The following is a 26,486-nucleotide window of genomic DNA, read 5'->3' on the forward strand; positions in this document are numbered from 1 at the left end:
CGACTTCTCCTCAGGGTTCCTGGCGCTTGGTCGGCCGCGGCCAGTCGGCCTTGCTGATCTGGCGACCGCGAGTGACCGCCAGGGCGTTGTCGGGCACATCCTTGCCGATGGTGGAGCCGGCTCCTACGGTGGCGCCGCGACCCACGCTCACCGGCGCTACCAGGGCAGTGTTGGAGCCGATGAAGGCCCCGTCGGCGATGTCGGTGTGGTGCTTGTTGGCGCCATCGTAGTTGCAGGTGATGGTGCCGGCGCCGATGTTGACGTCACGCCCCAGTCGGGCGTCACCGACATAGCTCAGGTGATTGATCTTGCTGCCCTCGCCCACCTCGGCGTTCTTGGTCTCGACGAAGTTGCCGACTCGCACCCCCACTGCCAGGCGGGAGCCCGGCCGCAACCGGGCGAAGGGCCCGATACGGTTGCGGCCGGCCACCACGGCACCCTCGAGGACGCTATGGGACTCGACCACCGTCTCGGCGCCAACATGGCTGTCGCGGATCACGCAGTGGGGACCGATCCGCACCCCTTCACCAAGTTCCACCTCCCCTTCGAAGACGCAGCCCACGTCGATCTCGACATCGTGGCCACAGGTGAGGCGCCCCCGGACGTCCAGGCGCGCCGGGTCGAGCAGCGCCACCCCCTGCTCCATCAGTCGCTCGGCGATGTCGTGCTGGAGAGCGCGTTCCAGGCGTGCCATCTGGGCACGATTGTTCACTCCCTCGACTTCCTGCGGACGCGCCGGCTGGGCGGTGGCGATCCTCACGCCCTCGGCAGCGGCCATGGCGATGACGTCGGTGAGGTAGTACTCGCCCTGGGCGTTGTCCGCGGAAAGCTGCGGCAGCCAACGGCGAAGCTGGGCGGCGGTCATGGCCATGATGCCGGTATTGCACTCGCGCACTTCACGCTCGGTCTCGGAGGCATCCTTGTGTTCGACGATGGCCACTACCTCGCCGGCCTCGTTGCGCAGTATGCGCCCGTAGCCGGCCGGATCGTCGAGGGTGACGGTGAGCAGGCCCAGGTGCTGCTCGTCGACCCGCGCCAACAGCTCGGCCAGGGTCTCGCGACGGATCAACGGCACGTCGCCATAGAGCACCAGCACCTTGTCCGCACCGAGGTTGTCCAGGGTCTGGGCCACGGCATGGCCGGTGCCCTTCTGTTCGGCCTGCAGGGCGAAACGCACCCGGCTCTCGGTCGGGTTCTCTGCCAGGGCCTCGCGCACACGCTCGGCCCCATGGCCGATCACCACGTGGGTACGCTCTGCCTCGAGCCCCTCGGCGGTATCGATCACATGACGCACCATCGGCTTGCCGGCCAGGCGGTGCAGTACCTTGGGCAGGGCCGAGCGCATCCGGGTCCCCTGCCCGGCTGCCAGTATCACCACGTCGAGCGTCATCATGATTCCTTGTCCGAGTTCAGTCGCATTTTCCCTATTCTACGGGGCGTCCGGCATCCGCCGCCATGCCGTCTGACGTGCCGTCGACCACCGTCACGCCGAGCTCGTCGAGCTCGTCGATGGTCGCACGGCCGAAGCGCTCGGCGAAGGCCGGACTCGCCAGGCTCGTCCAGCCCTCGCCCTGACGCGCCAGCATCAATACCGCGAGCCCCCGTTCCCGGGCCAGTGCCATGCCTTCCTGTTCGCCCAGAACCAGCAGCGCGGTGGCCCACGCATCGGCCCAGACATCGGAGGGGTGCACGACGGTCACCGAGGCCAGGCGGTGCTCGATGGGTCGACCGGTGCGAGGATCCAGGGTGTGGGAATAGCGCTGACCCTGCTCCTCGAAGTAGTTGCGATAGTCACCGGAGGTGGCCAACGCGATATCCTCTAGGGCGAACACGTGCTGTGCCTCGGGACGACCGTCACGGGGCACCTCGATGCCGATCCGCCAAGGCGCCGACTCGGCGTCACGGTAGCCGCTCACCTTGACCTCCCCCCCAAGGTTGACCAGGTAGTGATCGAGCTTCTGACCATCGAGATAAGTGGCCACCCGATCGGTGGCATGGCCCTTGGCCACGCCGGAGAGGTCGACGAAGACGTCGCGCAGCCGTCGCGCCTTGCCCGCTTCGGCGTCGACCTCCAGGCTGCCCGGGCCGATCCTGGCCAGGCGTTCGGCCAGAACCGCGTCATCGGGGACCTCCCGGGGCCGGGCCTCGGGGCCGAAGCTCCAGAGGTTGACCAGGTCACCGATGGTCATGTCGAAGGCCCCGCCGCTGGCCTCGGACACCGACTGGCCGATGGCCAGCACCTCGATCAGCGGGTCGGAAAGCGACTGCCATTCCCCCGGAGGAGCTCGGTTGAGGTCCATGAGCTCAGAGTCATCGCGCCAGGTGGACATGGCCGCATCCACCGCCTCGAGTTCGGCGAGAAAGCCTTCCTCGAGTTCCTTGGCCTCGCCCTGGGTCAGGGGGTCGGAGATGCTCACCTGGTAGAAGGTGCCGAAGATATCGCCCTCGAAGGTCACCGGGGAGTCCAGTGGACGATCGCGCTCGGAACAGCCCGACAGCATCAGGCCCAACAGCAGGGACAGGAGGATCGGTCGCAGTACCGTCATGTCAGGCGCCTCCGAAGAGCCAGATCAGCGCGACACCCAGCACCAGGCGGTAGATCACGAAGGGCTGCATGCCGATGCGCTTGATGAAAGCCAGGAAGAAGTGAATGCACAGGTAGGCGCTGATGCCCGAGAGTAGGGCGCCGCCAGCCAGCGCCGTCCAGTCCACTGGAACCTTGGCCTCGAGGAGATCCAGGATCTTGAGGCCGCCGGCCAGGACAATGACCGGGATGGAGAGCAGGAAGGAGAAGCGTGCCGAGGCCTCACGGTTCAGGCCCAGCAGCAGCCCTGCCGTCATGGTGATGCCGGACCGGGAGGTCCCCGGAATCAGCGCCAGCGCCTGGGCGAGGCCGATCCACAGGGCATCCTGCCAGGCCAGATGATATTCGTTTCGTGTGGCCCGACGGTGCCAGTCCGCCCAGGCCAGCAGCAGCCCGAAGACGATCAGGCCCCCGGCGATGACCAGCGGCGAGCGCATGACCACCTCGATCGTGTCCTTGAAGACGAGCCCCGCCAACCCGACGGGGATGGTGGCCAGGATCACCCACCAGGCCAGACGGGCCTCGTCGTCTGTCCCGCGCCCCGCCACACTGCGACACCAGCTGGTGGTCATGCCCACCAGCTCATGGCGAAAGTAGAGCATCACTGCGCTCAGGCTGCCGATGTGCAGGGAGACGTCGAAGGCCAGGCCCTGGTCTTTCCATTCGGTGAAGACCGGCACAAGGATCAGGTGGGCGGAACTGGAAATCGGCAGGAATTCGGTCAATCCCTGGACGACGGAGAGGACGAGTATCTGTAGCCAGTCCATGTAACGGTCCGCGTGGGGGAAAAGACGCCGGCAGGCCGGCGGCGATAGGGCATACACAGGCATGCCTCTGGCTGACGTGCGGGCACCTCTCGGAAGGGCCAGACGCGACGACGCCCCCCGGACAGGATCCAGGGGGCGTCGAAGTCAAGACACGACGGGCTGTCAGCTCCGGCCGGCCTTGCGACGCAGCTGCTGGATGGTACGCAGCTGTGCCATGGCTTCGGACAGTTCCGCGGCGGCATGGCTGTAGTCGAGTTCCGCTGACTTGTTGTCCATGTCCTTCAGCGCCTGCTGACGAGCCTCCTCGGCGGACGCCTCGTCGAGGTCATCGGCACGCACGGCGGTGTCCGCCAGCACGGTGACCACGTCGGGCTGCACCTCGAGGAAACCGCCCGAGACATAGAAGTGATCTTCCTCGCCTCCGCCATGGACGATCCGTACCGGACCCGGCGACAGCTCAGTGAGCAGCGGCGTGTGCCCGGCCAGGATCCCGAGATCCCCCATGGCGCCAGCCGCCACGACCTGCTCGGCCGTACCGGAGTAGATCGACGACTCGGCGCTGACGATCTCGCACTTGAAGCTTTTCGTCATGATGACGTCTCCCAGGTGGAGCGATTACTTCATCTGGTTGGCTTTCTCGACGGCCTCGTCGATGGTGCCGACCATGTAGAAGGCCTGCTCGGGCAGCTCGTCATACTCGCCGTCGAGGATACCCTGGAAGCCACGGATCGTGTCCTTGAGGGACACGTACTTGCCGGGCGCCCCGGTGAAGACCTCGGCCACGAAGAACGGCTGCGACAGGAAGCGCTGGATCTTGCGCGCCCGTGACACGGCCAGCTTGTCCTCGTCGGACAGCTCGTCCATGCCCAGGATCGCGATGATGTCCTTGAGCTCCTTGTAGCGCTGCAGCACGTTCTGCACACCGCGAGCGGTGTTGTAGTGCTCCTCGCCGACGACCAGCGGGTCGAGCTGACGCGAGGTGGAGTCCAGCGGATCGATGGCCGGGTAGATACCCAGCTCGGCGATCGAGCGCGCCAGTACCACGGTCGCATCCAGGTGCGAGAAGGTGGTCGCCGGAGACGGGTCGGTCAGGTCATCCGCGGGCACGTAGACGGCCTGCACGGAGGTGATCGAGCCGGTCTTGGTGGAGGTGATGCGCTCCTGCAGGACACCCATCTCCTCCGCCAGGGTCGGCTGGTAGCCCACCGCGGACGGCATGCGGCCCAGCAGTGCGGACACCTCGGTACCGGCCAGGGTGTAACGGTAGATGTTGTCGACGAAGAGCAGCACGTCGCGGCCTTCATCGCGGAACTTCTCGGCGATGGTCAGACCGGTCAGGGCCACGCGCAGGCGGTTCCCGGGCGGTTCGTTCATCTGACCGTAGACCAGCGACACCTTGTCGATGACGTTGGATTCGGTCATCTCATGATAGAAGTCGTTACCCTCGCGGGTACGCTCACCGACGCCAGCGAACACGGAGTAGCCGCTGTGCTCGGTGGCGATGTTGCGGATGAGCTCCATCATGTTGACGGTCTTGCCCACGCCAGCACCGCCGAACAGGCCGACCTTGCCGCCCTTCGCGAACGGGCACACCAGGTCGATGACCTTGATGCCGGTCTCCAGCAACTCGTTGGAGGCCGCCTGTTCGGCATAGCCGGGAGCCTTTCGGTGGATGGGCATGCGCTCGGTCTCGCCGATCTCGCCCGCCTCGTCGATGGGCTCGCCCAGCACGTTCATGATACGACCCAGGGTCGCCGTGCCGACCGGCACGGAGATGGCAGCACCGGTGCCGACGACCTCCAGGCCACGCTTGAGTCCTTCGGTCGTGCCCATGGCGATGGTGCGCACCACGCCGTCACCCAGCTGCTGCTGAGTCTCGAGAACGGTCCCGGTGTCCGAGACATTCAGCGCGTCGTAGACCTTGGGAACATTGTCCCGCGGAAACTCTACGTCAATCACCGCGCCGATGATTTGTACGATACGTCCGCTCATCTTGGTTCCTCTCAAATACCTGCAAATGAAACCTGCTTGCCGGGAGGGCTCGGCCCTCCCCGACGCTAAACGGCGGCGGCGCCACCGACGATCTCGGAGATTTCCTGGGTGATGGCCGCCTGACGGGCCTTGTTGTACACCAGCTCCAGGTCGTCGATCAGATTGCCGGCGTTGTCGGTGGCACTCTTCATGGCGATCATGCGAGCGGCCTGCTCGCACGCCACGTTTTCGACCACCGCCTGATAGACCTGCGCCTCGACGAAACGCACGAGCAGGCTATCCAGGAGCGCCTTGGCATCCGGCTCATACAGGTAGTCCCAGCCACCGGGACGCTTGTTTTCCTCATTGGACTCTTCCTCACCCATCTCGGCCATCTCGGCCGAAAGGGGCAGGAGTTGGCGAACCACCGGCGTCTGGCTCATGGTGTTGACGAACTCGTTGTACACCACGTACAGGCGGTCCAGCTGGCCCTCGTCGTATGCATCCAGCATGACCTTCACGCTGCCGATCAGGTCATCCGGATCGGGCGCCTCGCCCAGGCCGCTCTTGGCCGCGACCAGGCTGCCGCCAAACTTGCGGAAGAAGCTGGTGGCCTTGCCGCCCAGGGCGCAGAAATCGAGCTCTGCGCCCTGGTCACGCCGGGCCTTGGCATCCTTCACCACGGACTTGAACAGGTTGACGTTGAGGCCACCACACAGCCCGCGGTCGGAGGAGACCACGATGTAGCCGACCCGATTGACCTCGCGCTCCGCCATCCACGGATGCTTGTACTCCGGGTTGGCGTCGGCGACGTGGCCAACGACTTTGCGGATCTGCTTGGCATAGGGCTGGCTGGCCTTCATCCGGTCCTGTGCCTTGCGCATCTTCGACGCAGCCACCATTTCCATGGCGCTGGTGATCTTCTGCGTGTTCTTGATGCTCCCGATCTGGGTGCGTATCTCTTTTGCAGCTGCCATAGCGATCTACCTTATCGTTCGTGGCCCTCAGAAAGCTCCAGGGCCCGCCCCGGAGGAGCGGACCGTCGGCATTACCAGCTCTGAGTGGCCTTGAACTTCTCGAGACCCTGCTTCAAACCATCCTTGATCTCGTCGCTGTAGTCGCCGGTCTGGTTGATGGTGTCGAGCAGATCGGCGTGCTCGGACTTCATGAAGGACTGCAGCGCGCGCTCGAAATCCAGTACCTTGTTGACCTCGATATCCTGCAGGTAGCCTTCGTTGGCGGCATACAGGGAGATAGCCATATCGGCCACGGACATCGGAGCGTACTGGTTCTGTTTCATCAACTCGGTAACGCGCTGACCATGCTCCAGCTGCTTGCGAGTCGCCTCGTCCAGATCGGAGGCGAACTGAGCGAAGGCTGCCAGCTCGCGATACTGGGCCAGAGCCAGACGCACGCTGCCGCCGAGCTTCTTGATGATCTTGGTCTGGGCTGAGCCGCCGACACGGGACACCGAGAGGCCGGCATTGATGGCCGGACGGATGCCCGAGTTGAACAGGTCGGTCTCGAGGAAGATCTGGCCATCGGTGATCGAGATCACGTTGGTCGGAACAAACGCGGAGACGTCGCCACCCTGGGTCTCGATGATCGGCAGGGCCGTCAGCGAGCCGGTCTTTCCCTTCACCTCGCCGTTGGTGAACTTCTCGACGTAGTCGACGTTCACGCGAGCGGCACGCTCGAGCAGGCGGGAGTGGAGGTAGAAGACGTCACCCGGGTAGGCTTCACGACCCGGCGGACGACGCAGCAGCAGGGAGACCTGACGATAGGCCACGGCCTGCTTGGAGAGGTCGTCGTAGACGATCAGCGCATCTTCACCGCGATCACGGAAGTACTCGCCCATGGTGCAGCCGGAGTAGGCGGCGAGGAACTGCATCGGGGCCGGATCGGCGGCGCCGGCGGCGACCACGATGGTGTGCTCCATGGCGCCGTGCTCCTCGAGCTTGCGCACCACGTTGGCAATGGTCGACTGCTTCTGGCCGATGGCCACATAGACGCAGGTGACGCCCTTGCCCTTCTGGTTGATGATCGCGTCGATGGCGATAGCCGACTTGCCGATCTGGCGGTCGCCGATGATCAGCTCACGCTGGCCGCGGCCGATCGGCACCATGGCGTCGATGGACTTGAAGCCGGTCTGGATCGGCTCATCGACGGACTGACGGGTGATGACGCCGGGGGCAACCTTTTCCACCGGATCGGTCATCTTGGTGTTCAAGTCACCCTTGCCGTCGATGGGATTGCCCAGGGCATCGACCACGCGGCCGGCCAGCTCGGGCCCCACCGGCACCTCGAGGATGCGACCGGTACACTGGGCGGTCATGCCCTCTTCGAGCTGCTGGTAGTCACCGAGAACCACGGCGCCGACATTGTCGCGCTCGAGGTTCAGCGTCATGCCGAAGATGCCACCGGGAAACTCGATCATCTCGCCGAACATCGCGTCGGCCAGACCGTGGATCTGCACGATACCGTCAGACACGCTGACGATGGTGCCCTGATTACGGGCTTCAGATGCGACATCCAGCTTCTCGATACGCTGCTTGATGATGTCGCTGATCTCGGAAGGATTCAGTTGCTGCATGCCATGTCCCTCAGACTCAGGCGGAAAGGGCCTCGTGGAGGCGGTTCAGTCTACCGCGTACCGAACCGTCGATGACGGTATCGCCGGCACGCAGGATGACGCCCCCCAGGAGGGTGGAATCCACCTGAGTGGTAATGGAGATTTCGCGGTTCAGACGCTTGGCCAGTGCACTCGCGAGCTTGTCCTGCTGCGCATCGTCCAGCGGAAAGGCAGAGACGATGTTCACGTCCATGCGCCTCTCCTGCTGGGCCTTGAGCATGTTGAACTGCTCGACGATGGCCGGCAGCGCCGAAAGGCGGCCTTTCTGGCCCACCAGGCCCAGGAAGTTGCGGACGGCGTCGCTCACGGCGTCGCCACAGACGTCGACGACCACATCGGCCTTCTGGGAGCTGGACAGCTGCGGGTTGCCGAGCACGAGGCGCTTCATGTCGTCATCTTCGACGATGCGCGCCGCGGTCTCGAGCATCGCGGCCCAGTCATCCAGTGCCTGCTGCTCAACGGCGTACTCGAAGGCCGCCTTAGCGTAGGGTCGTGCGACGGTAGACGTTTCCGCCATGGGTCACCTCCTCAAAGCTCGTTGGCGAGTTCGTCGACGAGCTTCGCGTGCTTCTTCTCGTCGATGGAGGATTCCAGGATCCGCTCCGCACCCACGATAGCGAGTCGCGATACCTGCACCCGCAGGTCTTCCTTCGCGCGATTCACTTCCTGGTCGATCTCGGACTTGGCCTGAGCGATGATCCGCTCGCCTTCCTGGCGCGCCTGGTCACGCGCCTCCTCGATCATCTGGCTGGACCGCTTGTGGGCCTGCTCCAGAATCTCGGCGGCCTGCTCCTTGCTCTCGCGCAGCGTCTCGCCGGCCTGTTCTTCGGCCAGCTCCAGGTCACGCGAGGCACGGCTAGCCGCGTCCAGGCCGTCGGCGATCTTCTTCTGACGCTCATGGAGCGCATTGCTGATCGGCGGCCACACAAACTTAATGCAAAATCCGACGAAGATCGCGAAGGCGATCATCTGTCCGATTAGCGTCATGTTGATATTCACAGGGACGTACCTCTGACAGATTCGTGGCGTCCGGAAACAAGCAGACCGAGCGCGATGCGCCCGGTATGCCAAACGTTAACCGGCGACGACGAAGATCAGGTACATCGCGATGCCGACGCCGATCATCGGCACGGCGTCCAGCAGGCCTGCCATCAGGAAGGTCTTAGTCTGCAGCTGGTCACCCAGCTCCGGCTGACGAGCGGTGGTTTCGAGCAGCTTGCCACCCAGCAGGGCGAAGCCGATGCCGGTACCCAGTGCGCCCAGGCCGATCATGAGGGAAGCAGCAATGTAGATGAGTTCCATGGTGATGCTCCTATCGAGTTTACGTTCAGGTTCAAGGGTTTATCGGGTGTTACGTGATTCAGTGATGCTCATGTGCCGCGCTCAGGTACACCACCGTCAAGACGGTGAAGATGAACGCCTGCAGGGTGATGACCAAGATGTGGAAGATGGCCCAGGGCACGTTCAGCGTCCAGGAGACCCAGAACGGCAGCAGAGCGATCAGCAGGAAGATGACTTCACCGGCGAACATGTTGCCGAAGAGACGCAGGCCCAGGCTGAGAGGCTTGACCAGAAGGCCGATGAGTTCCATGACCAGGTTGAAGGGAATGAGCGACCAGTGGTTGAACGGGGTAAAGGACAGCTCCTTGACGAAGCCGCCGGCCCCTTTGACCTTGATGCTGTAGTAGATGATCAGGCAGAACACGCCCAGCGCCATGCCGAGGGTGACGTTGGGGTCGGTGGTCGGCACGAGCTTCATGTACTCGACGCCAAATTTGGCAAACAGTTGCGGAGCCAGGTCCACAGGCACCAGCTTGAGCAGGTTCATCAGGAAGATCCAGACAAACAGCGTCAGCGCCAGCGGGGCGATCACGGAGTTCCTGCCGTGCAGGAATGCGCCACGCACGGTGCCTTCGACGAACTCGAAGACCATCTCGATCGCGCACTGGAACTTGCCGGGGACACCGGTGGTCGCGGATTTTCCGACCATGCGGAACAGCCAGATGAACAGCGCGCCCATCGCCAGCGACCAGCCCATGGAATCCAGGTGGATGGCCAAGAAGCCCATCTCCTGAGCCTCGCCGGCAGAGTGGGCCAGCGACCAGCCATTTTCCGGATGGTAGCCATAGGTCAGATTCTGCAGGTGGTGCTGAATATACTCTGTAGGAGTCTGGTTGTTTCCTGCCATGAGCTGCCTCGATTTCAGTTGGGTGTCTGTCGCGTCATCTGCCAGGAGGCCAGCCAATACGCGAACAGTGTCACCACATAAGCCCCAAAGAATAAAGCATGATTTGAAAGGGGCACTGTGACGAATACCAGTGTGAAGAGTGCCACTGTCAAACCAAACTTTCCGGCCGCCGCTCGGTAGAGCCCGTGGACCACTCGGCGTACCTGGCGCCCGCCGCGGTGGCGATACACGCGCCAGGCGAAATAGATGTTAGGCAGCAGCGCCACGACGCTTCCCACCAAGGCCGAAAAGGCGTCGGCGGGGCCTTTTAACCCGGCAGCGAGCCCGACCATGAGCGCCATGGCGGCAAGCTGGGCGACCCACAGTGGCCGCAGGCTGGGGCGCGTGATCCTGGCTGCCATGGAGGTCTCCGTTCACGCTACCGATGGTCGGCGACCCGTCTGCTTTCGCTTTTCCTCGCCGATCCTCGCCGAGCGACGTCAACGAAAGGCCCGGCGCGATTATAAGGAAGCCCTACCCAGGCTTCAACCGACAAAGCCGCTATCGCTCACTATATCTCGTTGCTCTACGACTAAAAGTCGATAAATTCGGCCATATTGCTTAGTTGACTAAGTGACATTCCTCACCGGCTCCATCCCCGTCAGCGGATATGCTCGAGGATGCCATCGAGTTCATCGAGGCTCGCATAGCGGATCGTCACCCGACCCTTGCCGCCCCGTCCGTGCTGGATCTTCACCGGGGCGCCAAGCGTCTCGGAGAGGCGGGTCTCCAGGCCCGCCACATCCGCGGACGGCGCCTCCCGCTGGGGCTTCGCCGACTCACCGCTGGCCAGGCGCTTGACCAATGCCTCGGTATCGCGAACGGTGAGGCCCTTGTTGACCACCTCGTGGGCGGCCTTGCGCTGCCGGGCGCCCGACAGTGCCAGCAGCGCACGGGCATGCCCCATGTCCAGATCGCCGCGCTCGAGCAGGGTCTGCACTTCGGGATCCAGCGTCAACAGACGCAGCAGGTTGGTCACCTGAGCACGGGAGCGGCCCACGGCATCGGCAGTTTGCTGCTGGGTCAACGAGAACTCCTCGAGCAGCCGCTTCAGCGCCATCGCCTCCTCGACGGGATTGAGATCCTCGCGCTGGATGTTCTCGATCAGGGCCAGCGCCAGCGCTACCTCATCAGTGACCTCCCGTATCACCGCGGGAATGACGTCGAGCTCGGCAAGCTGGGCGGCACGCCAGCGGCGTTCGCCGGCGATGATCTCGTAGCGAGCGTCGCCGACGGGACGCACCACGATCGGCTGCATCACGCCTTGGGCACGGATGGAGTCGGCCAGCTCCTCGAGGGCCTCAGGCTGGATATCACGTCGTGGCTGGTACTTGCCGCGGGAGAGCTGCCCCAGCGGCAGGCGCTCAAGGCGCTCCTCGGGCTCGGATGCCTGAGGAGTGCCGCTCACGACGCCCTGCTCGATATCGACCTCGGGCAGGTCAAGGCTTTCACGACGGCGGGCGTTGGCACCGATCAGGGCATCCAGGCCACGTCCCAGGGCGCGTTTACGCGTCATCGACAATCCCTCATCACTACCAGCGGTGTTCGGCGGCCATCCTACAGCGACAGGCGCCGGATCAATTCCTTGGCCAGCACCCGGTGTGCCTGGCTGCCTCGCGAGAAACGCGCGTACTTGGTGACCGGCAACCCGTGACTGGGGGCCTCGGCGACCCTGACGTTGCGCGGGATGGTGGTCTTCAGCAGCGCTTCGCCGAAGTAGTCGCGCAACTGCTTGCTGATATCCCGGGTCAGGCTGTTACGAGCGTCAAACATGGTCCGCAGGATACCGTAGATCTCGATCTGAGGATTCACGCTGTCCTTGATCTGCTCAACCGTATCGAGCAGAGCCGAGAGCCCTTCCAGCGCATAGAACTCGCACTGCAACGGAATCAGCACGCCGTCGGCAGCAGTCAGCGCATTGACGGTGAGCATGTTCAGCGACGGGGGGCAGTCGATCAGCACCACGTCATACTCACCGGCCACCTCCTCCAGCGCCTTGACCAGGCTGCGCTCTCGTCCCTCTTTGCCATCGAGCAGTTCCACCTCGGCGGCGGTCAGGTCGCCATTTCCCGGCATCAGGGCGAAGCCTGCCTGGGGGCAGTCCAGGATCACCTCGGTGGGCTTCTTGTCGCCCAGTACCACGTCAAGCACGCTGCCATCCAGCGCGTGCTTGTCGGCACCGCTGCCCATGGTGGCGTGCCCCTGAGGATCCAGGTCGACCAGCAGTACGCGGCGATCCAGCGCCGCCAGGCTGGCGGCCAGGTTGACGGCGGTAGTGGTCTTTCCCACGCCGCCCTTCTGGTTGGTCAAGGCAATGATCTTGGTCACATGAACTCCCTTGCTGGGGAAACAGACGCCTCAGGTACAGGCCTTGATGGAATATCGGTGCCGAAGGACCACGAGCTGCCGTCTGCCGGTCTCGAACGGCACAGCGATATCATGGCGGGCCACCAGGGTGATGCCCTCGGGGAGGCCGCCAAGTTCATCATCCACGGCCGGGCCCTTCATGGCCAGCCACTCGCCACCGGGTGCCACCAGGCTCGAGGTCAGCGAGACGAAATCACCCAGGCTGGAGAAGGCCCGCGAGATCACCTGCCCGTATCCCCCGGAGACCGGGTCGAAGGCCTCAACTCTCGATTGCTCAGACGTGACATTGGTCAGGCCGAGCTCCATCACGGCCTGGCGCTGGAAACGCACCTTCTTGCCGTTGCTGTCGAGCAGCGTGACGGCAAGCGAGGGCCTGAGGATCGCCAGTACCAGACCGGGAACCCCCGGCCCCGAGCCCACATCGAGCAGCTCCGGACCCTTGACGAAGGGCAGCACCGCGGCGCTGTCGAGGAGGTGGCGGGTAACCATCTCCTCCGGCGTGCGTATCGCGGTGAGGTTATAGGCGCGGTTCCACTTGTGCAACAGGCCCACCAGCGCCAGGAGCCGACGGCGCTGCTCTTCGTCCACGCTGATGTCCAGTGCCTCCAGACCGCGGTCGAGGCGTGCCTCGACGGTATCCACCACTGCCGTCATGCACTGGCCGCCCGGGTGTCGTCGAGCAGGCGTCGCTTCTTGAGGTGAATCAGCAGGATCGACACCGCTGCCGGTGTCACGCCGGAGATGCGCGCGGCCTGGGCCAGGGTCTCGGGGCGTGCCTCCTCGAGCTTCTGGCGGATCTCGTTGGAGAGCCCCTCGACGCGCTGGTAGTCCAGATCGGTCGGCAGGGGGGTTGCCTCGTGACGCTTGAGCTTGTCGATCTCGTGCTGCTGACGATCGATGTAGCCCTGGTACTTGGCCTGGATCTGCACCTGATCTGCCACTGCGGCGTCCTCCACGGCACCTCCCTCGATGCCGGGCAGGTCGGCGAGGTCGACATAGGTGAGCTCGGGGCGCTTGAGCAGGTCCATCAGGCTGTATTCACGGGGCAGGGGAGCGCCGGTCCTGGCCTCGACCAGGGTCGCCGCGGGAGTTCCCGGCTGCACCCAACTGGCCCGGAAACGAGCGCTCTCGCGCTCCACGGCGTCCCGCTTTGTTGTGAAGGCCGACCAGCGGGCATCGTCCACCAGGCCGAGCTCGCGGCCGGTCTCGGTCAACCGCATGTCGGCATTGTCCTCGCGCAACAGCAGGCGGTACTCGGCCCGAGAGGTGAACATCCGATAGGGCTCCTTCGTCCCCATGGTGACCAGGTCATCCACCAGCACGCCGAGGTAAGCCTCGTCGCGACGCGGTGACCAGGCTTCCTGTCCGTGGGCCCGACGTGCGGCGTTGAGACCCGCCAGCAGGCCCTGGGCCCCTGCCTCCTCGTAGCCGGTCGTGCCATTGATCTGGCCGGCGAAGAACAGGTTGTGGATGAACTTCGTCTCCAGCGAGTGCTTGAGGTCCCGTGGATCGAAGAAATCGTACTCGATGGCATAGCCCGGCCGAGTGATATGGGCGTTCTCGAACCCCTTGATCGAGCGCACTACCTGCAACTGCACATCGAAGGGCAGCGAGGTGGAGATGCCATTGGGATACAGCTCATGGGTATCCAGGCCTTCCGGCTCTACGAACACCTGGTGACTGGCCTTGTCGGCGAAGCGATGCACCTTGTCCTCGATGGATGGGCAGTAGCGCGGCCCCACCCCCTCGATGACCCCCGAGTACATCGGCGAACGATCGAGGTTGGCATGGATGATCTCGTGGGTGTGCTCGTTGGTGTGCGCGATGTGGCAACTCACCTGCCGGGGGTGCATCGCGCGGTTGCCCAGGTAGGACATCACAGGGGTCGGCATGTCACCGGGCTGCTCCTCCAGTGCCGAGAGGTCGATGCTCCTGGCGTCGAGTCTCGGCGGTGTGCCGGTCTTGAGTCGATCGACGCGAAACGGCAGAGCACGCAACCGCTCGGCCAGCCCGTTGGAGGGGGGGGCACCGGCGCGTCCGCCGCGGCTGGTGTCGAGCCCGATATGGATCACTCCCCCGAGGAAGGTTCCGGTGCACAGGACCACGGTCTCGGCGAGGAAACGGATGCCGGTCTCGGTGACCACGCCACGCACGGTCTGTCCATCGACGATCAGATCGCCTGCCGCCTGCTGGAAAAGGGTCAGGTTGGCCTGGTTCTCCAGCAAGTTGCGAATCGCGGCCTTGTAGCGAACCCGGTCGGCCTGGGCACGAGTGGCACGCACCGCCGGTCCCTTGCGGGCGTTGAGCACACGGAACTGGATCCCGCCGAGGTCGGTTGCCAGTCCCATGGCACCGCCCAGGGCATCGATCTCCTTGACCAGATGGCTCTTGCCGATCCCGCCGATGGCGGGATTGCAGGACATCTGGCCGAGGGTCTCGATGTTGTGGGTCAGCAGCAAGGTCCGGCAGCCCATGCGGGCCGAGGCCAGGGCGGCTTCGGTTCCGGCATGGCCGCCGCCGATGACGATGACGTCAAAGCGGTCGGGATACTCCAAGGGTCACCTCTTGGCGCAATGCGCCGATAGTGCAGTCAGGGGTTGAAATCAGCGGGCCAGTATAAACCCCTTGTGGGTAATCGTCAGGGTTTTCCACACCTCAATTCCCATCGCTTCGGCCCATCTCCGTACATAAACAATTAAATAGAATATAAAAAGAGAAGTTCTATTGTGGTTGTAATTACTAGTGTGGGTATTATCGGTGGATAAGCTGATAAAATAGATATTTTACATGAGGTTGTGTTGTTGTCACCTTCTCGGAAAAGAGCGTGACTGCCTGCGGACGAGGTGTCCGGAGGCTGTGGATGGAATGGCGACTTATCCACACTCGGAAACAGACACCGTTTGTCCACCGTTCCCTACCTGGCTTGTTACCGTGACTGTGAACAGTCGCAGGAAATGGATCCATCGCCCTGTGTGACGAGGGCTGTAGGCAGATCGAGACCCCCTGGAAAAATTTTCTGTCCACAGGCAAAAAAAGGCCCTGTCGATAGCGACAGGGCCTTCTTGAAGGGCTCGGTGAGGAGCTTGGGAGGCGGGATCAGTGCTTGAGGACTCGTGAGAGGAAGCTCTGGGTCCGTTCATTCTGCGGAGAGTCGAAGACCTTCTCGGGCGGACCCTCCTCGGTGATCTTGCCCTTGTGAATGAAGATCACCCGGTCGGCGACCTCACGGGCGAAGCCCATCTCGTGGGTCACGATGATCATGGTCATGCCCTCCCGGGCAAGCTCACGCATGGCGTCCAGGACCTCGCCGATCATCTCCGGGTCCAGTGCCGAGGTGGGCTCGTCGAACAGCATCAGGCGGGGTTCCATGGCCAGTGCACGCGCCAGGGCCACACGCTGCTGCTGGCCACCGGAGAGCTGACCGGGGTGCTTGGCGGCCTGGTCGCTGATGCCGACCCGCTCGAGCAGCCGCTCGGCCGTCTCGGTTGCATCGTCTCGGCTCCAGCCACGCACCTTCATCGGTGCGAGGGTCACGTTGTCCAGTACGCTCAGGTGCGGGAAGAGGTTGAACTGCTGGAAGACCATACCGACCTCGGTGCGGATCTTCTGCAGCGCCTGGGTAGCCTTGCCATGGGGCACCAGCGGGCTGCCATCGACCTCCAGGTAGCCCTGCTGGAACTCCTCGAGCCCGTTGATGCAGCGGATCAGCGTCGACTTTCCCGAGCCGCTGGCGCCGATGACCACCACCACCTCGCCGGGCGAGACCGTCATTTCGATGTCCTTGAGGACGTGCAGGCTGCCGAAATGCTTGTTGACCTTGTCCATGCGCACGATGGGATCGACGCCGGACGTGGACTTGTCGTCTTTCATGTCGCGTGTTCCTTATTGTCCGACCAGGCCCTTGCGCTCCAGCTGGCGCAGCGCAAACGAGAGGGTCAGGGTGATCGCCAGATAGAGCATGGCGACCATCAGGTATACCTCCAGGGCGGTGAAGGTGGTGGCGATGTAGACCTGACCCTGACGGACCAGCTCTCCGACCCCGATCACCGAGAACAGTGAGGTGTCCTTGATGCTGATGATGCCCTGGTTGCCCAGGGACGGGATCATGCGCCGGAAGGCCTGGGGCCAGATGATATAGCGGAAGGTCTGGCGACCGGACAGGCCGAGTGACATGCCTGCCTCGCGCTGTCCGCGCTCGATGGACTGCACGCCGCCACGCACGATCTCCGAGATATAGGCGCCGGAGTTGACGGCGATGGCGGCGATGCCGGCCACCAGGGCGTTGATCGGCCCGCCCAGCAGCTGCGGCAAGCCGTAGAAGATGAACAGTACCTGCACCAGCACCGGGGTGCCGCGGAAGATCTCGATGTAGGCCACGGCCGGGATCCTCAGCCAGGCGGTGCGGCTGATGCGCAGCAGGCCGAAGAGGATACCGATCAGGAAGCCGATGGCCAGACCACCGAAGGAGATCAACAGGGTGTAGGGAATACCCTCGAGCAGGAAGGGAATGGAGGCAAAGGCCGCCTGCCAGTCGAATTGGAAGGTGACGTCCACAAGGTTTCTCCGTCAAGACGGGGGGATGACGAATGGGAAAGATGCCGGGTTTGCAACGCAACGGGGCCGGGCCATATGACCCGACCCCGTCAGCGGGAGCGGCCGAGCATCATTCGCCGCTGGCGCTACCGAACCACTTGGCGTGGATCTCGTCGTAGGTGCCGTCTGCCTTCATCTCGGCCATGGCCTCGTTGACGGGTTCGACCCATTCGCTGCCCTTGACGAAGACGATGCCGTACTGCTGGCCTTCGTAGAGATCGCCCACGACCTTGACGCGGCCCTCGCCCTTGGTCTTGGAGAAGTAGCCGACGTTGGGCGCATCGTAGAAGACCGCATCGACGCTGCCGCCGAGCAGGGCCATGTACATGTCGCTGCTGCCCGGGTACGGGGTGATGTCTGCGTTGTCCCCCAGGTTCTTCTCGAGGAAGTCGTAGCTGGTGGAGCCGACCTTCGTGCCGATCTTCTTGCCGTTCAGGTCATCGAGTTCCTGGACGCTGTCGTCGTTGGCGCCGATCAGGATGCGCAGGCCGCTGTCGTAGTAGGGATCGGAGAAGTCGACGATCTCGGCACGCTCCTCGGTGATGGTGATGCCGGCGATGGCGATGTCGACGTTACCCGTCTGTACGGCGGGGATGATGCCGTTGAAGTCCATCGTGCGCAGGTTGTATTCGAAGCCTGCACGCTCGGCGAGCTCGCTGATGATGTCCATGTCGAAGCCGACCATCTCGCCGGACTCCTGGTCCATCATCTCGAAGGGCACGAAGCTCGGGTCAGTGACGACTTCGAGGACGTGGTCATCGGCGCTGGCGAGGTTGGTGAGCCCCAGCCCGAAGGCGATGCTGGCGGCGAGGGTGGCTGTCTTCAGTTGATGTTTCATACGATTCTCCGTGGAAGGATTCCTTATCATTCTCGCCATCAACGATGGCGAGTTCCCGGAGAACCGTCAAGTGAAGGGCAAGCCCTACAGTCGCCACTGGTCCAACGCTTGCGGTTCAGACCATGAAGGAGGCACCGCATCCACAGGTGGTGGTGGCGTTGGGGTTCTGCACCAGGAAGCGGGCGCCGGCCAGGCCTTCCTCGTAGTCGACGGTGGAACCGACCAGATACTGGTAGGAGAGCGGGTCGACCACCAGGGCTACCGTCCCGAATTCGATGAGGGTATCGTCCTCGGCGGCCTCATCGGCGAAGTCGAAGCCGTACTGGAAGCCCGAGCAGCCACCGCCGGTGACGTAGACCCGAAGCTTGAGCCGGGGATTGCCCTGTTCCTCGATGAGCGCCGCGAGCCGGGCACGGGCGCCGTCGGAGAGCATCAAGGGGGTGGGAACGAAGGATTCGGCACCGCTCATGGGTGACCTCCCCTGGATCGATGAATGTCTTGCCAACAGGCGATTATCCACAATCCCCAGCAAAAGGGTCAACTTTTATGGGAGGAGTGGCAGTCAGGGCATGATGGCCGGGGCGTCGAGGCCGGCGGTCTCGTCAAGGCCGAACATCAGGTTGAGGTTATGCACGGCCTGGCCCGAGGCCCCCTTGACCAGGTTATCGATCACCGCGAGCACGACCACGGTGTCGCCGTCCCCGGGACGGTGCACCGCCATCCGGCAGAGGTTGGCGCCCTTGACGCTGCGCGTTTCGGGATGGCTGCCCATGGGCATCACGTCGACGAAGGGCTCATCGGCGAAGCGGTCTTCGAACAGTGCCTGCAGGTCCCCGGCGTCGGCCGTCAATCGGCCGTAGAGGGTGGCGTGGATACCGCGGATCATCGGGGTCAGGTGGGGCACGAAGGTCAGGCCCACGGGACGTCCGGCCGCATCGCCGAGTCCCTGTCGGATCTCCGGCAGGTGACGGTGGCCGGAGGCGCCATAGGCCTTCATGGACTCGCTGGCTTCGGCCAGCAGCGAAGGAACCTTGGCACCGCGTCCGGCGCCGGTGACCCCGGACTTGCAGTCGGCGATGAGCTGGTCGGTATCGACCAGGCCTGCCTCCAGAAGCGGAAGCAGACCAAGCTGCACGGCCGTGGGATAGCAGCCGGGCACTGCAATCAGCCGTGCTTTGCGGATGCGCTCGCGATTGACCTCCGGTAGCCCATAGACCGCCTCATCGAGGAGCTCGGGCGCCCCGTGGGGCTGGCCGTACCAGCTCGCCCACTCGTCGCTGTCCCGCAGTCGGAAGTCGGCCGACAGGTCGATGACGCGAGTGCCCCGCTCGAGCAGTTCGCCGGCCAGGGCATGGGCCACGCCGTGGGGGGTGGCGAAGAAGACGGCGTCACAGCGTGCCAGCCGGTCGGCATCGGGTTCGCTGAAGGCCAGGTCGTCGTAGTAGCCACGCAGGTTGGGGTAAAGCTCGCTGACGGCCATGCCCGCCTCGGAGCGGGAGGTAATGGCGTCCACCTCCACGTCCGGATGACGTGCCAGCAATCTGAGCAGTTCGACGCCGGTATATCCGGTGCCGCCGACGATTCCGACCTTGATCACGATGGACTCCTGGAAACTAGGAAAGGAAGTGAGGCGTAGGGACCTCTGTCTCCGGATATGATACACAAGAGGAGCCTGGCCTACCCAGACGGGTGGGCCCCCGATGCTCTGGTCGAACAGGAATGTCGCCGTGCCGCGCTTCTCGCTACCCGACTTCAGCCTGGATGCCTTCCGTCGCCAGTTGGCCAATGTGGATGCCCTGCCCCAGCTGTGCGTACTGGGTGTGGTGTCGGGGCTGATCACCGGTGGGCTGATGGTGATGTTTCGCCTGTTGCTCTCCATGGGCGCCATGGCCTTCATGCCCGATGGCAATCCCGAGGCCTTCGAGCGGCTCCCCGCCTGGGGGCGTGCCCTGCTGCCAATGCTGGCGGTGACCCTGATCGGCCTCTGGCTCTGGCGCCAGCCCCCTGCCGGCCGCAAGATCGGCGTGGCCCACGTGATCGAGCGGCTGACCTACCATCAGGGCCGATTTCCGCTGCGCAACTGGCTCACCCAGTGGTGGGTCGGGTTGATCTCGGTGCTTGGCGGACTCTCCGCCGGTCGAGAGGGGCCCGCCATTCACCTCGGTGCCGCGGCCGTCAGCGGCCTCGGTCAGAAGCTCAGGCTTCCCCACAACAGCCTGCGGGTGCTGGTGGCCTGTGGCACCGCAGCCGCCATCTCGGCGTCCTTTCATACCCCTGTCGCGGGTGTCATCTTCGCCATGGAAGTGGTGATGATGGAGTACACCATCGTCGGCTTCATGCCGGTGATACTGGCCTCGACCATGGGGGCGGTGGTGGCTCAGCTGGCTTTCGGCACTGAACGTGCCTTCCAGGCGTCATCGGTGGCCCTGGGCTCACTGGTCAACCTGCCCTGGCTGGTGGTCAGCGCTCTGGTCATCGGTCTGCTGGCCGGGCTCTTCGTATGGGTGGCCCGCTCCGGCAGACACCTTGAACGCCTTCCCTGGGGAGCGCGCTTTGCACTGGTCGGAGGCATGGTGGGCGCCGTTGCCTGGTGGTATCCCCAGGTGCAGGGCATGGGCTACGACACCCTGGCCCTTATCCTGGCGGGCGGACTGCCGCTGGATGTGCTTATGGCGGTGGTCATCGGCAAGCTGCTGCTCACTGCTGGTGCCTTGGCCTGCGGGATTCCCGTCGGCATCATCGGGCCGGTGCTGGTGGTGGGGGCCGCGACCGGTACCCTGCTGGGCTTGCTCGGTGCTCATCTGATGCCGAGCCTTGCCGCCGGTCCCGAGATCTACGGCATGCTGGGCATGGCGGCCATGATGGGGGCGGTGCTCCAGGCTCCCCTGGCCGCGCTGATGGCACTGCTCGAGCTCTCCAACAATCCCAACATCATTCTGCCGGGCATGCTGGCGGTGGTGGTGGCGGGACTGACCTCACGCCAGCTGTGTCGCTGCGACGGCCTCTTCATCAGCGTCACCCGGCACGGCCTTCACCCGCTGCAGCAGCCGCTGATGCAGGCCTTGTCCCGGGTGTCGGTACCGGCCGTCATGGAGCGCAGCCTGGTGCGAACCTCGCGCATGGTGACCCGCGACCAGGCCAGCGCCCTGCTCGAGTCCAATCCTGCCTGGGTGCTGATCGAGCGCTCCACCGCGAACAAGCCGCTGCTGGCCCTCAAGGCCGCCGACCTGGCCCGCTGGCTGATGGAGCAAGATGAGCCGGAGGCTGACGACAGCGCGTTGCTGGACCTGCTCGAGATCCCCGGCCAGCGCCTGGACATGGCGCCGATCCACCTCCAGGCGACGCTCACGGAGGCCTTCGATCGCCTCAACGACAAGGCGGTGGATGCCCTCTACGTGGAACATGGCCATCGGCCAAAGAACAAGCGGATTTCCGGTATCATCACCCGCGAGGCCATCGAGCGTCATTACCGCTTTTCCGATTCTCCCCACGGCTGAGGAGTCGACATGTATCTGTGGATGAAGGCCCTGCATCTGGTGGCCATGGTGACCTGGTTCGCTGCCCTCTTCTATCTGCCGCGTCTCTATGTCTACCACGCCCTGGCCCGGGACCGCGGGGAGCAGCAGGCGATGGACCACTTCGTGGTCATGGAGCGCAAGCTCTATCGCGGCATCATGACTCCCTCGATGATCGCCGTGCTGCTCTTTGGTAGCGTCATGCTGGTGCTCAATCCTGCCTGGCTCGGTCAGGGATGGATCCATGCCAAGCTGGTGGTGGTGCTGCTGCTGGTGGGCTACCACCATGCCTGCCTGATCTATCTGAAGCAGTTCGCCGAGTCGCGTTGCCGACGCGGTCATGTCTTCTTCCGCTGGTTCAACGAGCTGCCGGTGATCGGCCTGCTGCTGATCATCTTCCTCGCCGTGCTGAAACCCTTCTGATGGGCGCTAACCTTGAACTGAGCCCCCACCTGCCGACGGTGCTGGTGCTGGCTGGGCATGATCCTACGGGCGGTGCAGGCCTGGTCGCCGATAGCGAAGCGGTGGCCGCCTGTGGCGGCTGGGCGCTGACGCTGCCTACGGCACTGACGGTACAGAACTGTCGAGACGTGATCGCGGTTCATGCCGTGCCTGCTGATGACCTGCGCGCCATGGCGGCGGCCCTCGATGATATCGAGATTGCCGCCATCAAGATCGGATTGATCCCGGATGGGGCCGCGCTGGATGCCGTGGTGGATATCCTGCGGCGGCGTCCGGGCGTGCCGGTGGTGATGGATCCATTGCTTAAGGCCGGTGGGGGCAGTGAGTTGTCCACAATCGAGCTGATCGATGGCATCCGCCATCATCTGCTGCCCCTCGTGGATATCCTGACGCCCAATCGGCAGGAGCTGGCTCGTCTCGCCGGCTCCGAATTCTGCGACGATACCGAACGGGCGGTGGCCCTTATGTCTCTCGGCTGCCAGGCGCTGCTGGTCACCGGCACGGATGATCCCACGGGGCGGGTGCCGGTCGATCGTGTGGAGCACACCCTTCATGCCCCGGACACCAGCCGCCAGTGGACCTGGCCGCGGCTCGAAGGCGTCTTTCATGGCTCCGGCTGTACCCTGGCGAGCGCGCTGGCGTCGCGCCTGGCGGCGGGAGAGTCGTTGGTCACGGCCTGCGAACAGGCCCAGGCCTTCACCTGGCAGGCGCTGGCCCATGGCTGGCAACCCGGAGACGATCAACAGCTTCCACGCCGCCTCTGGCAGTTGCCGGCGTTGCCTTCCTTTCTCGCTCCCGGTGTCGCGACTGGGCGGTGATGCAGGGACGGGCTGGTCATCGACCCGTCGGCAGACGAGAATGGGGACGAATCCGGCGGCCCGGCGGTCGCCTGTCTCTTGACGACCTTTACCGGTTTTTCACTGCCAGCCACAAGGTTATCCAGAGAACTATCCACAGCCTGTCCGGCCGGGCAGGCATCAACAGGGCAAGAGGTTGACATGACCACATCCGCACAGCTCTTCGAACAGGCTTGCCGCCATATTCCTGGCGGGGTCAACTCGCCGGTTCGCGCCTTCAAGGGGATGGATCGTCCCCCGGTGTTCATGGAGCGTGCCAAGGGCGCCTATCTCTTCGATGTGGAGGGCAAGAGCTATGTCGATTACGTCGGCTCCTGGGGCCCCATGATCACCGGACATGCCGACCCCGAGGTGCTGGGCGCGGTACGTGAGCGACTCGATGATGGTCTCTCCTTCGGCACGCCCACGGCTATCGAGACCACCATGGCCGACCTGATCTGCGAGATGATTCCGAGCATCGAGATGGTGCGCATGGTCAACTCCGGGACCGAGGCCACCATGTCGGCGGTCCGCCTGGCCCGGGGCTTCACCGGTAGAGACAAGATCGTCAAGTTCGAAGGCAACTACCATGGCCACACCGACTCTCTGCTGGTCAAGGCCGGCTCCGGGGCCCTGACGCACGGCGAGCCCAGTTCGCCGGGGGTGCCGGCCTCCCTGGCCGAGCACACCGTGACGCTCTCCTACAACGATCCCGATGCTGTGGAGCAGTGCTTCGAGGAGATCGGCAGCGAGGTGGCCTGCATCATCGTCGAGCCGGTGGCCGGCAACATGAACTGCATTCCGCCCCAACCGGGCTTTCTGGAGACCCTGCGCCGGGTCTGCGACCGGTTCGGCAGCCTGCTGATCTTCGACGAGGTGATGACCGGCTTCAGGGTGGCGCTGGGGGGCGCCCAGGCTCACTATGGCATCGAACCCGACCTGACCTGCCTGGGCAAGATCGTTGGCGGCGGCATGCCGGTGGGCGCTTTCGGCGGTCGTCGCGAGATCATGGAGATCGTCTCGCCGCTGGGCCCGGTTTATCAGGCCGGTACCCTGTCGGGCAATCCGCTGGCGATGACGGCAGGTATCACCCTGCTGAACAAGTTGCGCCAGCCGGGCTTCCACGATGCCCTGGCTCAGCGGGTCGAGACCCTCTGTCACGGGCTTCAGGAGCGTGCCGATGCCGCCGGCATCGACATGATCACCCAGCGTGCCGGCGGCATGTTCGGGATCTTCTTCACCGGCCAGCGGCGGGTCGACAACTTTGCCCAGGCCACCGCCTGCGACGGGGATGCCTTCCGCCGCTTCTTCACCGCGATGCTCGATGAGGGAGTCTATCTGGCGCCGTCGGCCTTCGAGGCCGGTTTCATGTCCAGTGCCCATGCCCCGGAAGACATCCAGTTGACCCTGGATGCTGCCGAGAAGGCGTTTGCGTTGATGCAACGCTCCTGACCTCCCCTTCCACCAACCGGTAGACCCGAGATGAGCCAGAGAGATGCGCAACATGTGGCCTCCAGTGAGGATGCCCTTAAGCTGGATGAACTGATCGACCGGCTGGTGGCATTTCACTGCCGAGACAGCGGCGAGAGCTTTCATGAGGATGCCGGGCTTACCGCCTTTCGGGAAAGGATCGCTGACGAGGTGGCGGCCCTCGAGCCGTTGCTCACCGGGGAGGAGGATCGCCATCGTCTTTCCTCTCTACGGGAGTGGCTCGAGCAGGATATCCAGCGCCTGGCGCCGATCTTCCTGAGCCGTCGGGGTCGACTGCTGTCGGCCAGCTGGGCCTCGGAGCATTCCGATAGCCGGCTGTGCGATCAGGGACGGGTGTTGCTGGCCAATGCGATCGGTCGTGACCTGCAGGGGCCTGGGGGCGATGGTGTCCTCGACCCCGGCAATGACCTCGCCGCGCTGCTGGTGGGGCTGGATGCACGTGGCGAGTCCGGGCTGGCCCGCCAGGCTCTAGACCGCTACCTGCGCCTGTCAGGGGACTACGGGCTGGCTCGTCTGCTCTCGGTCTTTCGTGTCGTCGAGGCCCTGGCGGGGGCGCGCCGCGCCCTGGAGCGCCGTCGTGCGGCGGGTGAGGATGCGGAACGTCCGGCATTGCTGGCCGAAACCATGCGTGCATGTCATGGGCATCTTGCGCTTGCCGAAGCCTATGCCGAGTTCCGATTTCCCCCGCTGGTGATCGGCTTCGGCGTCTCGGGCAGCGGCAAGAGCCGATTCACGCGCACCCTGGTCGGCCGACTGGGGGCTGTAAGGGTCTGCTCGGACGTCGAGCGAAGGCGACTACACGGCATCGATCCACAGGACCCTTCGACCCCATCGGCTGTGGATATCTTTTCCCGGGATACCACAGAACGCACCTACCTGCGGCTGGCCGAATGCGCCGGTACGCTCCTGGAGGCCGGGTTTCCTGCCTGTGTCGACGGGACCTTCCTGAAGAGGGAACAGCGCGACCTCCTGCGCCAGCAGGCCGAGGCCCGAGGCTTGCCCGTGTTGTTGGTCAGTTTCGAGGCCGATGATGCCACGCTGCGCCGACGCATCGAGAAGCGGGCCGGGCGACAGGGCGTCGAAGCAAAGGAGAGCCTGGCGATACTGGCTCGCCAGCAGGCTGGTTTCGAGGCCGTCGGTGATGAGGAACGTCTTCACCTGCTGCATCTCGATACCACGGCGCACAACGCCGCCGAGACCCTGGCAGGTCTCATTCAGGATCATGTGCGATTGACCTGACGAAGCCCCCAGGAGTGTTGCGTGAAGGCCTTTTACGCGGTATCCCGCTGGCGTCGCCCGACCAGCGGTGAGGGGGGAGCGCCGAGATTCTGTCGAGCCCAGTTCACTGCCTGCAGGCGGTTATGCACATTGATCTTGCGAAAGATGTTGTAGAGATGGGACTTCACGGTGTGTTCGCTGACAAAAAGCTGGTTGGCGATCTCGATGTTCGTGTTTCCCGTGCCCAGCAGGGCGATGATTTCCAGTTCCCGGTGTGTCAGACCGCAGACCGGCCTGTACGAGTTGAGTTGCCGTTGACGGAAGAACTGGATCAACCGGGTCATCAAGGAACGAGACATCCACAGGTTGCCATCCAGAAGTATTTTCAGTCCCTTGCAGATCATCTCCAGGGAATCCCCACGATAGAAGACACCCTGCAGGTTCATGGCCGACAGGAACTCGATCGCATGTTCCTCGTCACGCAGGTTGAAGGTGGCCAAGGACATGTCATCGGCCTCGGCCGCCTTGACATGCCAATGTTGCGTGGTGGCTTCATCGACGTGATCCGCATCGAGAAGGACCACGGTTGGCGACGTATCCTTGCCCTTCCATTCCGTGTTCGGCGCGACGAGCACGACCTGACAATCGAGCTGCCGGTGGAGATAGTCGATGAAGACTTGTGACTGAGGATTGTTGGCGCTGACCAGCACTACCAGGCTTTGCCCCTCTTCCATGATCCCGACCTCCCTTCGCAAGTGAGATGAGTACAGTCCGTGAGGCAATCAGACGAGCGTGGAATGGTCCTCACTCTGAATCCAGGATGTTAAGTCTCGGACAGAATGTAAATTTTAGTTACTAACTTATGGCGATATCAATACATTTTTTTATTCATTTTCACTTTAATCATCCTGTGGTGTCACAAAAACAATAAGTTACACAGGATTACAGGGATACGTTTCATGGGACTTCACGATGGGAATTGTCA

27 protein-coding genes are annotated in these 26,486 nt (G+C 63.8%); 5 read left to right on the forward strand and 22 right to left on the reverse strand.

Translation table 11 applies throughout. From position 1 onward, the window contains the following. Positions 1-10 precede the first annotated feature (10 nt). The 21 genes from glmU to argC all read right to left on the reverse strand — a co-directional run bounded on the left by glmU (position 11) and on the right by argC (position 19,576). Positions 11-1,393 carry a bifunctional UDP-N-acetylglucosamine diphosphorylase/glucosamine-1-phosphate N-acetyltransferase GlmU gene (glmU, locus tag ABE960_RS09945; RefSeq protein ID WP_349762107.1) on the reverse strand — a complete coding sequence of 461 codons (1,383 nt, stop codon included), beginning with the start codon at positions 1,391-1,393 and terminating at the stop codon, positions 11-13. 31 nt (positions 1,394-1,424) lie between these two features. Next, complete coding sequence (locus tag ABE960_RS09950) at positions 1,425-2,546, reverse strand: FAD:protein FMN transferase (RefSeq protein WP_349762108.1); 1,122 nt, start codon at positions 2,544-2,546, stop codon at positions 1,425-1,427. A gap of 1 nt (position 2,547) precedes the next feature. Further along, a complete protein-coding gene (locus ABE960_RS09955) occupies positions 2,548-3,351 on the reverse strand; it encodes an undecaprenyl-diphosphate phosphatase (protein ID WP_349762109.1) in 804 nt (267 codons plus the stop codon). 162 nt (positions 3,352-3,513) lie between these two features. Then, positions 3,514-3,942: a F0F1 ATP synthase subunit epsilon gene (locus ABE960_RS09960; RefSeq protein WP_349762110.1), complete on the reverse strand. Its 429-nt coding sequence runs from the start codon at positions 3,940-3,942 to the stop codon at positions 3,514-3,516. A 24-nt stretch (positions 3,943-3,966) separates the two neighbouring features. Then, positions 3,967-5,343 (reverse strand): F0F1 ATP synthase subunit beta, encoded by a 1,377-nt coding sequence (gene atpD, locus ABE960_RS09965; RefSeq protein ID WP_349762111.1) that lies wholly within the window; start codon positions 5,341-5,343, stop codon positions 3,967-3,969. A gap of 65 nt (positions 5,344-5,408) precedes the next feature. Beyond that, positions 5,409-6,299 (reverse strand): F0F1 ATP synthase subunit gamma, encoded by an 891-nt coding sequence (gene atpG / locus ABE960_RS09970; RefSeq protein WP_349762112.1) that lies wholly within the window; start codon positions 6,297-6,299, stop codon positions 5,409-5,411. 71 nt (positions 6,300-6,370) lie between these two features. Then, positions 6,371-7,915, reverse strand: coding sequence for a F0F1 ATP synthase subunit alpha (atpA, locus tag ABE960_RS09975; RefSeq protein ID WP_349762113.1), 1,545 nt, complete (start codon positions 7,913-7,915; stop codon positions 6,371-6,373). A 16-nt stretch (positions 7,916-7,931) separates the two neighbouring features. After that, on the reverse strand, positions 7,932-8,471 hold the full coding sequence (locus ABE960_RS09980; protein ID WP_349762114.1) for a F0F1 ATP synthase subunit delta: 540 nt from the start codon (positions 8,469-8,471) through the stop codon (positions 7,932-7,934). 11 nt (positions 8,472-8,482) lie between these two features. Continuing rightward, on the reverse strand, positions 8,483-8,953 hold the full coding sequence (locus ABE960_RS09985) for a F0F1 ATP synthase subunit B (RefSeq protein ID WP_349762115.1): 471 nt from the start codon (positions 8,951-8,953) through the stop codon (positions 8,483-8,485). 75 nt (positions 8,954-9,028) lie between these two features. Then, the gene (gene atpE / locus ABE960_RS09990; protein WP_138178816.1) at positions 9,029-9,256 is read right to left on the reverse strand and encodes a F0F1 ATP synthase subunit C; all 228 of its coding nucleotides are present in this window, start codon (positions 9,254-9,256) and stop codon (positions 9,029-9,031) included. Between the two features lie 58 nt (positions 9,257-9,314). Further along, on the reverse strand, positions 9,315-10,142 hold the full coding sequence (atpB, locus tag ABE960_RS09995; RefSeq protein WP_349762354.1) for a F0F1 ATP synthase subunit A: 828 nt from the start codon (positions 10,140-10,142) through the stop codon (positions 9,315-9,317). Between the two features lie 14 nt (positions 10,143-10,156). Beyond that, positions 10,157-10,543, reverse strand: coding sequence for an ATP synthase subunit I (locus ABE960_RS10000; RefSeq protein ID WP_349762116.1), 387 nt, complete (start codon positions 10,541-10,543; stop codon positions 10,157-10,159). Positions 10,544-10,782: 239 nt separating this feature from the next. Further along, a complete protein-coding gene (locus tag ABE960_RS10005; protein ID WP_349762117.1) occupies positions 10,783-11,697 on the reverse strand; it encodes a ParB/RepB/Spo0J family partition protein in 915 nt (304 codons plus the stop codon). Between the two features lie 41 nt (positions 11,698-11,738). Next, a complete protein-coding gene (locus tag ABE960_RS10010; protein ID WP_349762118.1) occupies positions 11,739-12,509 on the reverse strand; it encodes a ParA family protein in 771 nt (256 codons plus the stop codon). A gap of 30 nt (positions 12,510-12,539) precedes the next feature. Then, entirely contained in the window at positions 12,540-13,202 is a 663-nt protein-coding gene (gene rsmG, locus ABE960_RS10015) for a 16S rRNA (guanine(527)-N(7))-methyltransferase RsmG (RefSeq protein WP_349762119.1), read from the reverse strand. After that, on the reverse strand, positions 13,199-15,103 hold the full coding sequence (gene mnmG / locus ABE960_RS10020) for a tRNA uridine-5-carboxymethylaminomethyl(34) synthesis enzyme MnmG (protein ID WP_349762120.1): 1,905 nt from the start codon (positions 15,101-15,103) through the stop codon (positions 13,199-13,201). Before mnmG ends, rsmG begins: the two co-directional genes overlap by 4 nt. A 541-nt stretch (positions 15,104-15,644) precedes the next feature. Continuing rightward, positions 15,645-16,418: an amino acid ABC transporter ATP-binding protein gene (locus tag ABE960_RS10025; RefSeq protein WP_349762121.1), complete on the reverse strand. Its 774-nt coding sequence runs from the start codon at positions 16,416-16,418 to the stop codon at positions 15,645-15,647. Positions 16,419-16,430: 12 nt separating this feature from the next. Further along, complete coding sequence (locus ABE960_RS10030; protein WP_349762122.1) at positions 16,431-17,102, reverse strand: amino acid ABC transporter permease; 672 nt, start codon at positions 17,100-17,102, stop codon at positions 16,431-16,433. A 109-nt stretch (positions 17,103-17,211) separates the two neighbouring features. Next, positions 17,212-17,979 carry a transporter substrate-binding domain-containing protein gene (locus ABE960_RS10035; RefSeq protein ID WP_349762123.1) on the reverse strand — a complete coding sequence of 256 codons (768 nt, stop codon included), beginning with the start codon at positions 17,977-17,979 and terminating at the stop codon, positions 17,212-17,214. A gap of 115 nt (positions 17,980-18,094) precedes the next feature. Next, positions 18,095-18,448 (reverse strand): iron-sulfur cluster insertion protein ErpA, encoded by a 354-nt coding sequence (erpA, locus tag ABE960_RS10040; protein WP_349762124.1) that lies wholly within the window; start codon positions 18,446-18,448, stop codon positions 18,095-18,097. 93 nt (positions 18,449-18,541) lie between these two features. Further along, positions 18,542-19,576, reverse strand: coding sequence for an N-acetyl-gamma-glutamyl-phosphate reductase (gene argC, locus ABE960_RS10045; protein ID WP_349762125.1), 1,035 nt, complete (start codon positions 19,574-19,576; stop codon positions 18,542-18,544). A 130-nt stretch (positions 19,577-19,706) separates the two neighbouring features. On the opposite strand from argC, the gene ABE960_RS10050 reads away from it, so the two are divergent. The 5 genes from ABE960_RS10050 (at position 19,707) to ABE960_RS10070 (ending at position 25,522) form a co-directional block, all read left to right on the forward strand. Beyond that, entirely contained in the window at positions 19,707-21,476 is a 1,770-nt protein-coding gene (locus ABE960_RS10050) for a chloride channel protein (RefSeq protein ID WP_349762355.1), read from the forward strand. A gap of 9 nt (positions 21,477-21,485) precedes the next feature. Next, positions 21,486-21,917, forward strand: coding sequence for a protoporphyrinogen oxidase HemJ (gene hemJ / locus ABE960_RS10055; RefSeq protein WP_349762126.1), 432 nt, complete (start codon positions 21,486-21,488; stop codon positions 21,915-21,917). Beyond that, positions 21,917-22,774 (forward strand): bifunctional hydroxymethylpyrimidine kinase/phosphomethylpyrimidine kinase, encoded by an 858-nt coding sequence (thiD, locus tag ABE960_RS10060; RefSeq protein ID WP_349762127.1) that lies wholly within the window; start codon positions 21,917-21,919, stop codon positions 22,772-22,774. The genes hemJ and thiD overlap by 1 nt, the downstream gene beginning before the upstream one ends. A gap of 180 nt (positions 22,775-22,954) precedes the next feature. Beyond that, positions 22,955-24,244 (forward strand): glutamate-1-semialdehyde 2,1-aminomutase, encoded by a 1,290-nt coding sequence (hemL, locus tag ABE960_RS10065; protein ID WP_349762128.1) that lies wholly within the window; start codon positions 22,955-22,957, stop codon positions 24,242-24,244. 30 nt (positions 24,245-24,274) lie between these two features. Then, entirely contained in the window at positions 24,275-25,522 is a 1,248-nt protein-coding gene (locus ABE960_RS10070; protein WP_349762129.1) for a P-loop nucleotide/nucleoside kinase family protein, read from the forward strand. A gap of 32 nt (positions 25,523-25,554) precedes the next feature. Here ABE960_RS10070 and ABE960_RS10075 read toward each other — a convergent pair whose 3' ends face one another. Continuing rightward, complete coding sequence (locus ABE960_RS10075; protein WP_349762130.1) at positions 25,555-26,235, reverse strand: LuxR C-terminal-related transcriptional regulator; 681 nt, start codon at positions 26,233-26,235, stop codon at positions 25,555-25,557. Positions 26,236-26,486 lie beyond the last annotated feature (251 nt).

The sequence above is a fragment of the Halomonas aquatica genome, from assembly GCF_040196335.1.
Taxonomy (GTDB): Bacteria; Pseudomonadota; Gammaproteobacteria; order Pseudomonadales; family Halomonadaceae; genus Halomonas; species Halomonas aquatica.

Coding starts and splice junctions, on each gene's coding strand:
- glmU (WP_349762107.1), bottom strand. CDS start 1,393: ATGATGACGCTCGACGTGGTGATACTGGCAGCCGGGCAGGGGACCCGG.
- ABE960_RS09950 (WP_349762108.1), bottom strand. CDS start 2,546: ATGACGGTACTGCGACCGATCCTCCTGTCCCTGCTGTTGGGCCTGATG.
- ABE960_RS09955 (WP_349762109.1), bottom strand. CDS start 3,351: ATGGACTGGCTACAGATACTCGTCCTCTCCGTCGTCCAGGGATTGACC.
- ABE960_RS09960 (WP_349762110.1), bottom strand. CDS start 3,942: ATGACGAAAAGCTTCAAGTGCGAGATCGTCAGCGCCGAGTCGTCGATC.
- atpD (WP_349762111.1), bottom strand. CDS start 5,343: ATGAGCGGACGTATCGTACAAATCATCGGCGCGGTGATTGACGTAGAG.
- atpG (WP_349762112.1), bottom strand. CDS start 6,299: ATGGCAGCTGCAAAAGAGATACGCACCCAGATCGGGAGCATCAAGAAC.
- atpA (WP_349762113.1), bottom strand. CDS start 7,915: ATGCAGCAACTGAATCCTTCCGAGATCAGCGACATCATCAAGCAGCGT.
- ABE960_RS09980 (WP_349762114.1), bottom strand. CDS start 8,471: ATGGCGGAAACGTCTACCGTCGCACGACCCTACGCTAAGGCGGCCTTC.
- atpE (WP_138178816.1), bottom strand. CDS start 9,256: ATGGAACTCATCTACATTGCTGCTTCCCTCATGATCGGCCTGGGCGCA.
- atpB (WP_349762354.1), bottom strand. CDS start 10,142: ATGGCAGGAAACAACCAGACTCCTACAGAGTATATTCAGCACCACCTG.
- ABE960_RS10000 (WP_349762116.1), bottom strand. CDS start 10,543: ATGGCAGCCAGGATCACGCGCCCCAGCCTGCGGCCACTGTGGGTCGCC.
- ABE960_RS10005 (WP_349762117.1), bottom strand. CDS start 11,697: ATGACGCGTAAACGCGCCCTGGGACGTGGCCTGGATGCCCTGATCGGT.
- rsmG (WP_349762119.1), bottom strand. CDS start 13,202: ATGACGGCAGTGGTGGATACCGTCGAGGCACGCCTCGACCGCGGTCTG.
- ABE960_RS10025 (WP_349762121.1), bottom strand. CDS start 16,418: ATGAAAGACGACAAGTCCACGTCCGGCGTCGATCCCATCGTGCGCATG.
- ABE960_RS10035 (WP_349762123.1), bottom strand. CDS start 17,979: ATGAAACATCAACTGAAGACAGCCACCCTCGCCGCCAGCATCGCCTTC.
- erpA (WP_349762124.1), bottom strand. CDS start 18,448: ATGAGCGGTGCCGAATCCTTCGTTCCCACCCCCTTGATGCTCTCCGAC.
- hemJ (WP_349762126.1), top strand. CDS start 21,486: ATGTATCTGTGGATGAAGGCCCTGCATCTGGTGGCCATGGTGACCTGG.
- thiD (WP_349762127.1), top strand. CDS start 21,917: ATGGGCGCTAACCTTGAACTGAGCCCCCACCTGCCGACGGTGCTGGTG.
- hemL (WP_349762128.1), top strand. CDS start 22,955: ATGACCACATCCGCACAGCTCTTCGAACAGGCTTGCCGCCATATTCCT.
- ABE960_RS10070 (WP_349762129.1), top strand. CDS start 24,275: ATGAGCCAGAGAGATGCGCAACATGTGGCCTCCAGTGAGGATGCCCTT.
- ABE960_RS10075 (WP_349762130.1), bottom strand. CDS start 26,235: ATGGAAGAGGGGCAAAGCCTGGTAGTGCTGGTCAGCGCCAACAATCCT.